Below are 14,215 nucleotides of genomic sequence, written 5' to 3' on the forward strand. Positions count from 1 at the left end.
TTCCTCCTTTCTTTTAAAAGTAGTCAAGCAAAGTGAGCCAATCACTTGACTACTATATCCTATGGTTTTTTATTTAATCGGCATGGTTTTTCTACCTATTGTTATAAAAAAGGGTTTTTGTCTATCAGGTTTTAATGAATAGGAGGATTAGTTAGCACGTAAATTGGTGAGCTAAAACATCATAAGAAAAAATATTTCTATCATCATATTTATTTAATTTTTTTCTTTCTCGTATCATAGCTTAATAATGAAAGGGGAGATGAACATGCCAAAACATGGAAAAGAACACAAACACCACGAAGAAGATAATAAGCACGATTGGGATCACGATCGAGGGTGGGACAAAGACCACGATCGTGATTGGGATCAAGATTGCAGCTGCGACCATGACAGCGGCCATGATTGGGATAGCGACCGTGACAAGGATCGTGACCATGACAGCGGCCATGATTGGGACAGCGGCCGTGACAAACATCGTGGTCATGACAGCGACCGAGATAAAGGTCGCGACCATGGCAGAGACCGCGACAAAGGTCGCGACCATGGCAGAGACCGCGACAAGGGTCGCGACCATGGCAGGGATCGTGACAAAGATCGCGACCATGGCAGAGACCGTGACAAAGATCGAGGCCATGACAAAGACCACGGCAGAGACCGAGATAAAGATCGCCACCGATTAGACGATTTAGAAGACAAGATAAGAAGCCTGGGAAGAAAAGTTGCACGGTTAGAAAGAGAGGTTGACCAGTTAGATAGAGAAAATGCACGCCAACAAGGACAAATTGATCGGCTTGAAGAAGAAGTTGCCCGCCTTAAAAAGAAGTGCGATTGTTAATTCTCTGAGAAAGAACAAACCTATTTAAAATAAGTAATATGAGCAGACGGAAGATCTCCGTCTGCTTTTTTGTTTCATCAGTTATGGCTTTATAAGCTTCTTTCCTAATTACTTATAGAATAGAGACAAACACATAATTTAAGGAACTAGTGAGCTGCCTAGTTCGTATTCTATAGAATGGAATATAAATAGAAATGAGAGGGTAAAACGGGGCTTGATAGAGAATTTATCTTAATGAAAAGGAAGAACTATCGATGAGTTTGGAAATGGTAATGACCGTATTTGTGTTTTTTATAACGATGTTAGTCATATTTTGGAGGCCGGGAGGGATGAACGAAGCATGGCCAGCTTCAATAGGTGCATTGATTATCTTGCTGACGGGAGCCGTGTCACGAGGTGACATTGTCGATATTATCAATAAGATTGGCGGCGCATCGATTGCCATTATCGCTACTATTGTTATGGCGGTTATATTAGAAAGCTTTGGTTTTTTTCACTGGGCAGCTGCAAAGCTTGCGAACTTAGCTAAAGGCTCGGGTTATCGGCTGTACTGGTATATTCAATTGTTGTGCTTTTTAATGACTCTTTTATTTAACAATGATGGAAGCATCCTCATTACAACTCCAATTTTAATTTTACTCTTAAAGAATCTTCGCTTGAAAACCTACCAGCAGATCCCTTACCTTTTGAGCGGGGCACTTATTGCCACTGCTTCGAGTGCGCCGATTGGTGTAAGCAATATTGTCAATCTAATAGCTCTGAAAATTGTCGATATGTCCCTTTATATGCATACGGCTATGATGTTCGTACCGGCTACCTTAGGATTATTGTTTATGTCCTGGCTGATGTTCATTGTAATCAAGAAGAAATTGCCTAAAAGGCTGCCAGCTTCTTTATATGACATAGAAGATCTCTTTTTTGAGAAAAACTTTCATCCTTTAAAAACGACTCTTTCATTTGAAACAAAGAAAAAGCGCACAAAGTTTATGATGAAATTATTATTGTTTGTCTTCATGGTTCGCTGTCTTTTGTTCGTCGCTTCTTATTTGTCCATCCCAATTGAATTAGTAGCCGTTCTCGGTTCATTTATTTTACTTTTATGGCGGTGGTATCATTTGCGTACAAACCCAGTGGATATCTTGAAGAAGACTCCGTGGCACATTCTTATATTTGCTTTTTCCATGTATGTCATTATATATGGACTCCATAATGCCGGGCTAACAGATACGCTTGTAAAAATCTGTGAGCCGATTGTAAATGAAGGGCTGTTTTACTCGACCTTTATTATGGGGGGATTGGTATCTGTTTTATCTAACTTTTTCAATAATCATCCCGCTTTGATGATCGGAACGATTACTCTAACAGAGATGGGATTAGATTCGATTACCTTAAAAACCATCTATCTTGCTAATATAATTGGGAGTGATATGGGGTCATTATTGTTGCCTATCGGAACACTAGCTTCTCTTATTTGGCTGCACATATTGAGAGAAAATAAGATCAAAGTTAAGTGGAAGGATTATTTAAGCGTCTCCTTGATTGTTATCCCCTTAACGACTATTGTCACCTTATTTTTATTGTTCTGCTGGGTCCAAATCATCTTCTTTTAAAAAATCTCCTGCTTGTCTGCTTGAACTGTGCTCCTTATTCACTATAGCCGCTTTCTAATCCTCCTTCCTTTATTTAATAACAATAAAAATAGAAAGCACAGTTTCTTTTCTCTTTTTTGGTTATCATATAAAAGCAGTGTAGGGCAAGTTTCACCCTACGGACAGATTATGTTTTTTATGTGGGGAATGCTAATGTGTATTTGTCTTTCTTTTGCCGTAAGCAAATGGACAAAATGATTCCCTTTGCTAAGAAGTTTACCACTCTTGCTTTCTTTCTCCCCGACATTACAGGTAATAAATGCACCTGCCATCTTTTCTATTTGAGAGGCAAAAGTTCTAGCAAAGGATTTAGCAGTAGAAGTTGCCGGAAGTATTGTGTTTTTAAATCCATAAGGATGAGAAGCAGGGGGATAGGGAATAAGCCATTTTATGTGTTGAAAGGGAATTAGCATTGTTTGATAAGTTGGAGAGAAAAATACGACGTAGTCATCCAATATATTTGTGATATAACCATGAAATGGCTGAGCGGCTGTTACATTTATTTCAAGAAAAACTCCTTTTGCCGCCTCTAATACTTTTTTCAATGACAACTCTTCAGTAAGCGAAATTTCCGTTAGTTTGTCAGGCTGAGTTAGTGTGTCTGCTTCCTCTTTTGATAAGGACCTGATCCCTCGAATATGAAATAAAGGGATATAGAAATACTCGTCTTGTCGATAAAGAATGAGCACCTCACTGCCAAAATCAACGAGTATGCCTGATAATTCTTTTTTACCTAGAAGATCTAGAGCAACTGGTTCCCCAATATAAATTTTAATTAACTCTACCACGAAAATCCTCCTCAAGTGCTTAAAAGCTGCGTATTCAAAAAATAGAAGAAGGTCAGTCAGGAAACCTTCTGCTTCTTTTTAAGAGCATTTTTATATTATTTTAGACTTTCCCGGTCTAACCTTTTCTTTCTTAGTTCCATGTAATTCTTTTCCGCTTGCATCATAAGTGAATAATATTGGGATTCTAAAATTTTTTCTTTTTCTTCTGCAGTGAGTATCGTTTTTACTTGATTTCGCCGATCTTCTGCGCTAGGAGATGGGAGCCGCTTTTCTTCCACGTGATGCCTCTTCACGCTTCTTTTGTTTATTCTTAACTCTTTCGTACTTCGTTTTTTTCTGAAGAAACATTTTCCTAAGTTAGGGGGATCAACTGTGTACTCACTCGATGATTGATTGTCTTCAACAGAAGGTTCTTGACTCTCTTCATGTTTAGAAGAGATTGGCAAAGGTCCTTTGTCAGTAATTGGATGTAATCCAAGGCTTTTATTAGAAAGACCGTAGTCTATCGAGCCGTTCTCCTTGTCTGCTATAGGCTGATGGTTTTGTTGTGGTTCCTCAGAAAAATCATAAATGATAGACGACTGCTGTTTTGCAGAAGACCTTTCCTGTACGTCTTTTCTTTGGCTGCTTGCTGGCAAAAACTCTGTTTGGTGATCTGTGTTTCCTTCTGTCGTTGCTTCAGTTTGTTCAGAAGAGGGCAGATTTTCAAGTGTTGTTATATCTTCTTCATAAAGTGGTGATGGTGCTTCACTTTCATTTAAATTAGGAGGATTAGAGTGTGCGTTGGCATTTGTTTGGGAATCTTTTTGTGTTTTTTCTAGTTTAAATTCCCGTTGTACTTCACTTTCATTGGAAGCAGGGGGAGCAAGATCAATTTTAGCATTCATCTGCTGTTCTTTTTGTACTGCTTCTTGATTAAATTCCTGCTCATCTTCTATAAGCTCTTCGCTCTGGCTATGTGTTACTGTTTCTTTCTTATTTGAATGATCCGTTTCGGCAGGTTTAGGACTTTCATAGAATCCTGGAAAAACATTGGAGATATGAAAGGTTTGCATAATAATCTTTTCTTCAGAACTAATCAAAATAATGTGATCGTCAAAAACATCGCTTAAATAACCTGTTACGAGCTGATCGTTATGACAGTTAATTGTAACCCATTGCTGCTTGCAATGTTCCAAAATCCCCTGCAGTTTTTCTGCTCGTAGATAATCATCGTTCATTGAGTTTATCTTTAAGTCTTTTGTATTTTTGGCAATCGATTTAATTTGATGAAGATGATAGTAAAAAAAGTCTCCCTCTTTATTTTGTAAAATAAGATAATCTTCTTTTACATCAGCTAAGCTTCCCTTAATGAGAGTGCCATTACTCGAAAAAATACCGATAGAATATCCTATGAGTGATTTAAGCGTATCAGAAAAATAAGGGTTCAACACCTCTAACCCTCCTCATAAATTATTAAGCTTTTTCAATAGAAGGGACCACTTCGAATAAATAAATCATTTCTTGCATACATTTATTCAAAGTGGTCTCTTTGTAGATGCATGATTACGAATAGAGTTGGAAACGGCTAACGCTGATTAATCGTTTCTTTCTTCCCATTGACCGCCTCTATCTTTGTCTTCATTCTTATCTTCGTCTTTCTTTTTCTCGTCTCTCTTATCTTTGCCTGGCTCTTCCACTCTCATATCGTAACTGATATTCCGGATATGAAACATAGCTACGCGAATAACTTCTTCATTGAAAATAACAGTGATGTAATCGTCATTAATATCGTCCAATACACCTTGATACTTTTCATGACCCCCGCGATTAATGGTTACCCAGTGATATTTCAAGCAGTGCAACACATCTTCAAAATTCTTTCCTCTTACGTAAGAAAAGTCTTCCGGAACAATAAGATCAAAATTGATCCCTTTTTTAGCGTTGTCGGTCAAACTTTTTACATGGTGACCTTTGTAATAAAGAACACCGTCTTCTTTTGTAAGTAACACAAAGTAATCTTCTTCTACTGCCAGCAAAAGCCCAATTCTTGAGTCATGGCCGCCGCGGTTAACTTTCACCGCTTTGCCCACTAAAGAACCTAATATATCCCTATTCATTCTGCTCTTCTCCTCCTGCTTCAAAATGTCTCTATATGTATATGTTTTGCGAGAGGATAAGGTGCCGTTGCATTTAGCTTTTCTATATCCGTTCTTTGAAAGCTGACGGGATCTCGGTGAAGAGTCTGCAACATAAATAGATAGGCTGGTCTCTAGATTATTTTTATCTGATTTAATCTTTGCTTCGCACGTCTGATAGTATTTCGTTATTCGAAGAGAACAGGACTCTCATTCCATGCCTGCTTTTTAACAGCCAAAGGTGTGTGCCTAAGCTAATGTAAATAAAGAGGAGGAAAAGATTAGAAACATGCGGATTTTTATGAATTTAGGATAAGAGGAAGGGGAGGAGTGCATCAGATAATGCCTCCTATATGGGTGTAAAAAGAACAGAAGGAAAGATTCATCAGAAAGCCCTTTCGATGAAAAAAGGATACACTCGTTGAATGTCTTTGCCATTCTACTTTCTTAAGCATACTTGTGATGACAGGACTATTCTTTATAACTGCCAGCACTAGATGAAACAGAAAGGTGCTATTCCCAAGTATTCGAAGAGGGAGGTAGATCTTTGGACAGATTAAGAATCTGTTTGTTGGCGGTTTAATACATAATTGAGGCCAGCGTGTGCCGTATTGAAGGTTGGAATGCGAATATTTAACTCACCAATTGACATAGCCAACTTAGGAGTGATGCCGACGATAATACATTGCGTTCCAATTAAATTTAAACAATCATTTAATTTTTGTAAGTGCTCCCTAATTCCTTCGTCGAAGCTGTATAAACCGCTTAAGTCTATTAAAGCAAACTGAATATTATGAGTTGCACATTCCTTTAAGACAGAAGTAAGAAGTCGATCTGCGCGAGCAGTATCAATTTCTCCAATGAGAGGCAGAGCAATTGTTTTTTTCCATATTTTCAAAATGGGGACAGACAGCGCCTGAATAAGCTTTTCGTTTCTTTCCTCTTCTTCCGCTTTTGTCGTTACATCCCTTAGAATAACAACATAGCCTGTCACTTCGTTCTCATCATTTTTTATAGCTGTGACGATGATATCAGCAACATAACGATCACGAATTGTAATGCGGGCTTGATGGCTTTCTGTTAGATCGTTCATGATCTTTCGCTGGGTTTCTGGCTGGGCGTGAAATACGTCCATTTTTTGTCCAATCATATCCTTTGCATCTAACAAGCCGTATAAAGGAGCTACTACAGACAATAAACCGGCTGCTTTTGCATTCATCCAGCGTATCGTATAATGCTTATCAGCAATAATTATGTTTTCACCTAAGCTGTTTAAAGCATGCAGAAGAGAAATATCTACTGGGATTTGGCCAATCGCGTTCATTCGTTTTCACCTTCTTTAGATGTTGTTCACCCATTGTAACATAGATCTTTTCGTTAAAGAGTATAGTAGAGGAGGGGCTTATTTGAATAGGACGGACACATATCACAAATAGACTGCATAAGGTAAAGGGCAGGCAAAAACAAAGGAGGGCATTATTTTGCATTTCCAAAATTTTAATTTTGAAGATGAGCCGTTTATTGCTGAAGAAGAATTAAGTAACATTGATCTGGAAGATGAGAGACAACAGCCATACTCAATGCAGCCATATCATATGCAACCGTACCAAATGCAACAATATCCATCTCAAATGCAGCCATACGATATGCAGCAGTATCCATATCAGATGCAGCCATATCATATGCAACAGTATCCATCTCAAATGCAGCCATACCACATGCAGCAATATCCATATTCTCACTCTTCTTATCCGAGACCAAGACCAAGGCCGATGTATTCGCCTTACTCTTATCAATCACAATATCCCTATTATTCACAACAATTCCCCTCTTATCCAGGAGGATGGGGACGATAATTCCAAACGAGAAGCTGCTCCGGTATCGGGGGCAGCTTCATTCATATAGCCTCCAGACAGTGTTACCAAATTATAATGATGATAGACTTGTTGTTTTCAATCCATGTTATCTACATAGTGAAAGGCCGGTTATCTATAAAGTAAAACCTTCAATTGCTCACTTTGATCCAAAGTAGCGAGCAACACCTCATTTACCGTTATGTGATGGTCCTCCTTCAGTTTATGTTCAAGCCACTCCCAGTCTTTTCCTATCTTTTTTAGCTCAGAATTATCAATTTGTCCATCTTTAATAATCGGATAGGGAAAAGAAAAAGACGTTGCTGGCAGCTGCATGTCTGCTCGGGTAACAGATTCATGCTTTGGTTCCAGAAATACGGAAATATTTCCGTCTGGTTCCCATAAGGCAAGTGCTACTTTTTGCACAGCAGTTACCTTTTCTTTTCTTAGCTGAGACAATAAGAAGTTGAGCGATATTTTTGCTTTTGATAAATTTTTATAAATGATTTGTCCATTTTTTATGAGAGGAAACGGCGAAGGGTCAAGCCAATTTCGAAGCTTGTGCCATTTCAATGTTAAGAATACACTGATCGAATAGAGAATGACTAACACACTAATGGTAATCAACGAGCCTCTCATCTCTAATCGTTCATCGGAAAGGGGATCTGAAATGATGTTGCCAAGCAATAAAGCCATGGTAAAGTCGATCATTCTTAATTTAGAAATGGAGTGGCGGCCCATTATTTTAACAACGACCAATAAAAAGAAAAAAGCAACAACAGCCCGTAAAATCCATTGAACGGCTGTTAGAGATTGTTGGGAATAGAAAAAGTCCATGATGATGATCCCATCCTTTTTATCAAAAGAGCTTTAGATAAAAGAAGTGACCCAAAATGACTTTGGATCACTTCATATTGTTATTTCAGTCCTGCTTCCAATGTTTGTAGCATATGCTGTTTTTCCTGCTCATCGGCATTTTTCCAGAACACTTCGAATAAGACGCCAAGACCAGGCAGCATTTTCTCCTCGTTACGCTGAATAGCATCAACGATTGTGTGTTGTAACTGGTCTTGAGAACTTCCTGAGACGTTAGCTAATACGGCATTACGCAAGTTAAAATTCATGTGGATCGCTCCTTTTCAAAGTGATCTTTTTTATTTTCGCCCGTCTTGCCATTCATTATGCGGAGAAATTAAGCTATAATGAAGCGGCGAAAACAGGAAAAGGAGTGAGCGGCGTGAAATTTATCCAATCCATCAAAAACCCCCAAGTTAAGCAATGGAAAAAGCTGTTGACGAAGAAAGAACGGGAAAAAGCGGGCCAGTATCTTCTTGAAGGCTTTCATTTAGTGGAAGCCGCATTATATCATAAAAAAGACATCGTGGAACTAATCGTATCAGAAGACATTACCCTTCCAGCACATTGGAATGTAGACGATGTAGAACTGACAATGGTCACACCTGAAATCGCGAAAGCATTGTCTGATACAGAAGCAGGTCAAGGAGTATTTGCTGTCTGCCGTAAGCAGAAGCTGACAGAGGCGCTAAAGGGACGTACTTATTTGTTAATTGATGCCGTACAAGATCCGGGTAATATTGGCACGATGATCCGCACAGCAGATGCAGCAGGACTCGATGGCGTTATTCTCGGAACAGGCTGTGCCGATCCGTACAATCCGAAAGTGCTGCGTTCGGCTCAAGGAAGTCATTTTCACTTGCCCCTTATTCAAATGCCGCTGCTTGAAGCGGTTCATCAATTGAAGGAGCAAGGTATTCGGGTGTTTGGCACCTCGCTGCAGCAGGCATCGGACTACCGCGAAGCAGAGGTGGAAGATTCATTTGCCCTTCTCGTCGGCAATGAGGGGAGCGGTGTGGAAGAAGCCTTATTGAAGGAAACAGATAACAATGTGTATATCCCGATTTATGGAAAAAGCGAATCGCTAAATGTAGCTGTTGCTGCGGGAATCTTGTTGTATCATTTTAAACATTCTTTCAAAAACGTTTGAATTTTTTACGGGCGTTGACTATAATAACGGTAATTACATAATGAAAAAGGCAATGACAGAGAAGAGTACCCCATGCCATTTCTTCCAGGGAGAAAGTGCCGAAGACTGCAAGCACTTTTATGAAATAATGGGTGAAGTTCACCTCTCGAGCCGGCATCAGGACCGCTTTCGGCGTAAAGGTGCTCCGGTGAAGAACCGTTACCTCAATGAAGTGAACATGTGTTACATGTTAAAAAGGGTGGTACCGCGACCAAAGCCTCGTCCCTTTCCGGGAGACGGGGCTTTTTTTATTGGTTAAAAAACAATTATAATGAAGAACTTCTGCCAAAAGGCACTTGTTCTACAAAATAAAGGAGGACTTTTCAAGTGGAGCAGCAATTAAAAGAGTTACAAACTGAGGCACTCGCAAAAGTGGAAGCAGCAGAAGATCTAAAGCAGCTGAATGACATTCGAGTCGCTTATGTAGGAAAGAAGGGGCCGATTACAGAAGTGCTGAAAGGCATGGGGAAATTATCGGCGGAAGAACGTCCGAAAATGGGGGCGCTTGCGAATGAAGTACGTGCTGCCGTGGCATCAGCTATTGAAGCCAAACAATCAGCCCTGCAGCAAAAAGCCATTCAAGAACAGCTGGAAAAAGAAACGATTGATGTGACGCTTCCTGGCCGTCCGGTCAGAACAGGCAACGCTCACCCGCTTACAAAGGTTGTAGAAGAAATTGAAGATTTGTTTATCAGCATGGGCTATTCTATCGCTGAAGGGCCAGAGGTAGAAACAGATTATTACAATTTTGAGGCATTGAACTTGCCCAAAGGCCATCCAGCACGGGATATGCAGGATTCTTTCTATATCACGGAGGATATTTTGCTGCGTACCCACACTTCACCAGTTCAGGCCCGTACGATGGAAAAGCATGAAGGTAGAGGTCCGGTAAAAATCATTTGTCCAGGAAAAGTGTACCGCCGTGATAATGACGACGCGACCCATTCTCACCAATTTACTCAAATTGAAGGCCTGGCTGTAGATGAAAACATCAGCATGGGAGATTTAAAGGGAACGCTTGAAGTATTCGCCAAAAAATTGTTTGGTGAAGACCGGGAAATCCGCCTGCGTCCGAGCTTCTTCCCGTTTACAGAGCCATCTGTTGAAGTAGATGTGAGCTGTATGTGCGGCGGAAAAGGCTGCCGGATTTGTAAAGAAACTGGCTGGATTGAAATTTTAGGCGCCGGTATGGTGCATCCAAACGTATTAGAAATGGCTGGTTTTGACTCAAAGAAATATACTGGCTTCGCATTCGGTATGGGGCCCGACCGGATTGCTATGCTGAAATACGGAATTGATGATATTCGTCACTTTTATACAAATGACGTTCGTTTCTTAAAGCAATTTTCAGAACATGAATAACTGGAGGGGTAAACAATGTTTGTTTCATATAAATGGCTGAGCGAGTATGTCGACTTAGATGGCATGCCCTCAAAGGAATTAGCAGAAAAAATTACGCGCAGCGGGATTGAGGTAGAAGGCGTTGATATGCTTGGTGCAGGGATTAAAGGTGTAGTCATCGGTCACGTTCTTGAAAAAGAACAGCACCCGAATGCCGATAAGTTAAATGTATGCCAGGTGGATATCGGCGAAGAAGAACCAGTCCAAATTGTCTGCGGAGCGCCGAATGTAGACAAAGGACAAAAAGTAGCGGTTGCCAAAGTAGGAGCCGTCCTTCCAGGTAACTTCAAAATCAAAAAAGCGAAGCTGCGCGGCGAAGCATCGAACGGCATGATTTGTTCGTTACAGGAGCTTGGCATTGAAAGCAAGCTTGTCGCGAAAGAATATTCTGAAGGCATCTTCGTTTTTCCGAACGATGTCACACCGGGAGAAGACGCACTTTTACAGTTGAATTTAGATGATGAAGTACTAGAGCTAGGTTTAACGCCGAATCGTTCGGACTGCTTAAGCATGATCGGGGTAGCTTATGAAGTTGCCGCTATTCTGGATAAAGAAGTGAAGCTTCCGGAAATTGAAGTAGAGGAAGCTGCTGAGCGTACAGAAGATTGGATTAAGGTAAGCATCGAAGCAAAAGAAGATAATCCAATTTATATCGCCCGTATCGTAAAAGACGTAAAAATTGGGCCATCGCCGCTTTGGATGCAAGCACGTCTTATGGCAGAAGGCATTCGTCCGCATAACAACGTTGTCGATATTACAAACTATATTTTGCTTGAATACGGCCAGCCGCTGCATGCATTTGACTATGATCGGTTAGGCTCAAAAGAAATTGTTGTTCGTCGTGCGCAGGACGGTGAACAATTCGTTACGCTTGATAATGCAGAACGCACATTATCATCTGAGCATTTACTCATCACAAATGGCAAAGAAGGGGTAGCCCTTGCTGGTGTAATGGGCGGTGCAAACTCCGAAGTAGAAGCTGATACAACGAGGGTGTTAATTGAATCGGCTTATTTTAACGGACAGCGTGTTCGCCAAGCATCTAAAGATCACGGCCTTCGTTCAGAGGCGAGTGCTCGTTTTGAAAAAGGCGTTGATCCGAATCGCTTGCAGGCAGCGGCTGACCGTGCTGCGCAGTTGATGGCACAGTACGCTGGCGGTCAAGTGTTGGCAGGCAGCGTGGTTGCTGGTGAAATCGACCTCGAGCCAAAAGTTGTTTCTGTTACACTTGAAAAATTAAATCGCGTGCTTGGAACGAATCTGCAAGCAGCAGAAGTAGAAGACATTTTCCGCCGCTTGAAATTTGAGGTTAAAACCGATAATGAGGAGTTCATCGTAACAGTGCCAACTCGCCGCGGTGATATTACGATTGCAGAAGATCTTGTGGAAGAAGTCGCTCGCTTGTATGGATATGACCACTTGCCGACAACTGTTCCAGTTGGCGCGACGTATCCTGGCGGCTTGACAGATTACCAAGAAAAGCGCCGCACTGTCCGCCGCTTTTTAGAAGGAGCTGGCTTCAATCAAGCCATCACCTATACATTAACAAGTGAGAAAAAATCGCAAGAATACGCGTTAGAGTCACGTGAGCCAATCAAGCTTGCAATGCCAATGAGTGAAGAGCATGCTTATTTACGTTTAAGCATCATTCCACAGTTATTAGGCGTCGTTTCGTATAACAACGCGCGTCAAATTGATTCACTTGCCCTTTATGAAGTGGGCAGCGTCTTTTTGAAAGAATCAGGTGCTGAGCTCCCAACAGAAGAAGAGCATCTAGCTGGAGCCATCACGGGTCTTTGGGAAGAGAACCTTTGGCAAGGTGAAAATAAAGCAGCTGATTTCTTTGTAGCAAAAGGGGTACTGGAAGGATTGTTTGCTAAACTGGGGCTTTTAGAGCGCGTTGCCTTTAAAAAGGCAGAAATCGCCGGCATGCATCCAGGACGAACAGCAGCTATTGAGCTTGATGGCCAAGAGATTGGATTCGTCGGGCAGGTGCATCCACAGCAGGCTAAAGACTTAGACATTAAAGAAACCTATTTATTTGAATTAAAATTAAGCCCGCTCTTTACAGCAGAAACAGAAGCCGTTACTTACGAACCAATCCCGCGCTTCCCGTCGATTACTCGAGATATTGCTCTCGTTGTCGACACAAATGTAGAAGCAGGCAAGCTGGAAGAAATTATTAAAGAAGCCGGTGGAAAACTGTTAAAAGATGTCCGCGTATTTGACTTGTATGAAGGTGAGCATATCGAGGCAGGCAAAAAATCGATTGCCTTCTCACTCAAATATTTTGATCCAGAAAAAACACTAACAGACGAAGAAGTAGTAAAAGTCCATGATGGTGTATTAGAAGCATTGAAAGAAAAAGCTGGAGCTGAATTAAGAAGCTAATACTCTTTTTAAGCACTCCTGTCTAATGGCAGGAGTGCTTTTACTTGCGCTCATAAATTCGTTCTATGCGCGCACAATCGACAAAGTTGCGCTCACAAAACCGGGAACTCCGCTCGCAATCAACAAGATTACGCGCATAAACGTGAGAAAGAAGAAACAAAGCCGGACCTTTATTAGGGCCGGCTTTGTTTTTTTATCGTTTATTCACGAGTTTCAGGGCTTTCTGGGTATTGGCGAAGTGTTTTTTGGTGAAATGAAGCAGGGCTTCTTCGCCTTTTTCGCTGATGAGGCGGGCAGCGGCAACATCAACGTGACTGCCAGCCCCTTTTGGAATCGGAAAACCGGCTTCGCTGCTTAAATTGTCCATTTGTTTCACAAAAGCATAACGGGCGATGATCGAGGCAGCGGCAACAGCAAGGTGGATGCTTTCGCCTTTTGTGCTAAAGAACACATTCTCCTGAAAAATTTCTTTTTGTTCTTTTAAATAACGATAGTACGTATCCTTTTCGGCAAACTGGTCAATTAGCACGGCATCTGGACGCTCAGGAAGAATTTTTTTGTGCAGGTTAATCAATGCCTGATTATGAAGCAACGCTTTTATTTTTCCTTGCGACATGCCTTTTTGCTGAAGCTCGTTATACTTCTCGTTCTTTAAAACAAGTAGGCTATATGGTACCACTTTAGCAATTTTCTTAGCGATTTGGATAATTTGCGGGTCTGTTAAATCTTTGGAATCGCGGACGCCTATTGACTGCAGTTCATGGAGTTGTTCCTTTCTTACAAAAGCGCTGACGACTGTGATCGGGCCAAAATAATCGCCTGTGCCGACTTCATCACTGCCGATAACAGACATTTCCGAGAATCCGGATGGCAACTGGGCGGACACGGGCTTCTTTTTCTTGACAGGAGCTGCTTTTGTACTTTCCCCATGCCATTTGGCTGCTTCTAGCAGCGCATCCTTTCCTTGAAATAGAACTTTACCGGAACGATAACCGGTAATCGCACAGGCAGACGTTTTAGCTGCGAAGACGGCTCCTGCTGGCAGCTTGCCAGTAGATTGGGAATTATAATAGGTTTTCATTTTCGAAAGGGTGGTGCTGGATACGTTTAAAACAGTGTGGCTCATATAGAAACTCT

14 protein-coding genes and 1 other annotated feature are annotated in these 14,215 nt (G+C 41.2%); of the genes, 6 read left to right on the forward strand and 8 right to left on the reverse strand.

Annotated elements, in window-relative coordinates; all coding sequences use genetic code 11:
• Positions 1–275 precede the first annotated feature (275 nt).
• From A8F95_RS01000 to A8F95_RS01005, 3 genes are all read left to right on the forward strand, one after another.
• Positions 276–680, forward strand: a complete 405-nt coding sequence (locus A8F95_RS01000) for a hypothetical protein (RefSeq protein ID WP_141676202.1) — start codon at positions 276–278, stop codon at positions 678–680.
• Positions 681–697: 17 nt separating this feature from the next.
• Positions 698–835: a SlyX family protein gene (locus A8F95_RS23360; protein WP_425414967.1), complete on the forward strand. Its 138-nt coding sequence runs from the start codon at positions 698–700 to the stop codon at positions 833–835.
• A gap of 254 nt (positions 836–1,089) precedes the next feature.
• Complete coding sequence (locus A8F95_RS01005) at positions 1,090–2,445, forward strand: arsenic transporter (protein WP_065408849.1); 1,356 nt, start codon at positions 1,090–1,092, stop codon at positions 2,443–2,445.
• A gap of 155 nt (positions 2,446–2,600) precedes the next feature.
• Here the strand turns inward: A8F95_RS01005 and A8F95_RS01010 are convergent, their stop codons facing one another.
• The 7 genes from A8F95_RS01010 to sspI all read right to left on the reverse strand — a co-directional run bounded on the left by A8F95_RS01010 (position 2,601) and on the right by sspI (position 8,366).
• Entirely contained in the window at positions 2,601–3,272 is a 672-nt protein-coding gene (locus tag A8F95_RS01010; RefSeq protein ID WP_065408850.1) for a hypothetical protein, read from the reverse strand.
• Between the two features lie 95 nt (positions 3,273–3,367).
• The gene (locus A8F95_RS01015) at positions 3,368–4,705 is read right to left on the reverse strand and encodes a DUF2642 domain-containing protein (protein ID WP_065408851.1); all 1,338 of its coding nucleotides are present in this window, start codon (positions 4,703–4,705) and stop codon (positions 3,368–3,370) included.
• A 144-nt stretch (positions 4,706–4,849) separates the two neighbouring features.
• A complete protein-coding gene (locus A8F95_RS01020) occupies positions 4,850–5,371 on the reverse strand; it encodes a hypothetical protein (protein WP_065408852.1) in 522 nt (173 codons plus the stop codon).
• A 574-nt stretch (positions 5,372–5,945) separates the two neighbouring features.
• Complete coding sequence (locus A8F95_RS01025) at positions 5,946–6,713, reverse strand: STAS domain-containing protein (RefSeq protein WP_065408853.1); 768 nt, start codon at positions 6,711–6,713, stop codon at positions 5,946–5,948.
• A gap of 194 nt (positions 6,714–6,907) precedes the next feature.
• A complete protein-coding gene (locus A8F95_RS01030) occupies positions 6,908–7,207 on the reverse strand; it encodes a hypothetical protein (protein ID WP_065408854.1) in 300 nt (99 codons plus the stop codon).
• 167 nt (positions 7,208–7,374) lie between these two features.
• Positions 7,375–8,079: a DUF421 domain-containing protein gene (locus A8F95_RS01035; RefSeq protein WP_065408855.1), complete on the reverse strand. Its 705-nt coding sequence runs from the start codon at positions 8,077–8,079 to the stop codon at positions 7,375–7,377.
• Positions 8,080–8,159: 80 nt separating this feature from the next.
• On the reverse strand, positions 8,160–8,366 hold the full coding sequence (gene sspI / locus A8F95_RS01040; protein ID WP_049663589.1) for a small acid-soluble spore protein SspI: 207 nt from the start codon (positions 8,364–8,366) through the stop codon (positions 8,160–8,162).
• A 113-nt stretch (positions 8,367–8,479) separates the two neighbouring features.
• On the opposite strand from sspI, the gene A8F95_RS01045 reads away from it, so the two are divergent.
• The 3 genes from A8F95_RS01045 to pheT all read left to right on the forward strand — a co-directional run bounded on the left by A8F95_RS01045 (position 8,480) and on the right by pheT (position 13,078).
• Positions 8,480–9,247, forward strand: coding sequence for a TrmH family RNA methyltransferase (locus A8F95_RS01045; protein ID WP_065409415.1), 768 nt, complete (start codon positions 8,480–8,482; stop codon positions 9,245–9,247).
• A gap of 43 nt (positions 9,248–9,290) precedes the next feature.
• Positions 9,291–9,516 (forward strand) — a binding site (T-box leader).
• Positions 9,517–9,613: 97 nt separating this feature from the next.
• Positions 9,614–10,648, forward strand: a complete 1,035-nt coding sequence (gene pheS / locus A8F95_RS01050; protein ID WP_049663588.1) for a phenylalanine--tRNA ligase subunit alpha — start codon at positions 9,614–9,616, stop codon at positions 10,646–10,648.
• Between the two features lie 15 nt (positions 10,649–10,663).
• Positions 10,664–13,078: a phenylalanine--tRNA ligase subunit beta gene (pheT, locus tag A8F95_RS01055; RefSeq protein WP_065408856.1), complete on the forward strand. Its 2,415-nt coding sequence runs from the start codon at positions 10,664–10,666 to the stop codon at positions 13,076–13,078.
• 193 nt (positions 13,079–13,271) lie between these two features.
• Here the strand turns inward: pheT and rnhC are convergent, their stop codons facing one another.
• Positions 13,272–14,204: a ribonuclease HIII gene (gene rnhC / locus A8F95_RS01060; protein ID WP_065408857.1), complete on the reverse strand. Its 933-nt coding sequence runs from the start codon at positions 14,202–14,204 to the stop codon at positions 13,272–13,274.
• Positions 14,205–14,215: the final 11 nt, after the last annotated feature.

Source organism: Pseudobacillus wudalianchiensis, assembly GCF_001685015.1.
Lineage (GTDB): Bacteria > Bacillota > Bacilli > Bacillales > Domibacillaceae > Pseudobacillus > Pseudobacillus wudalianchiensis.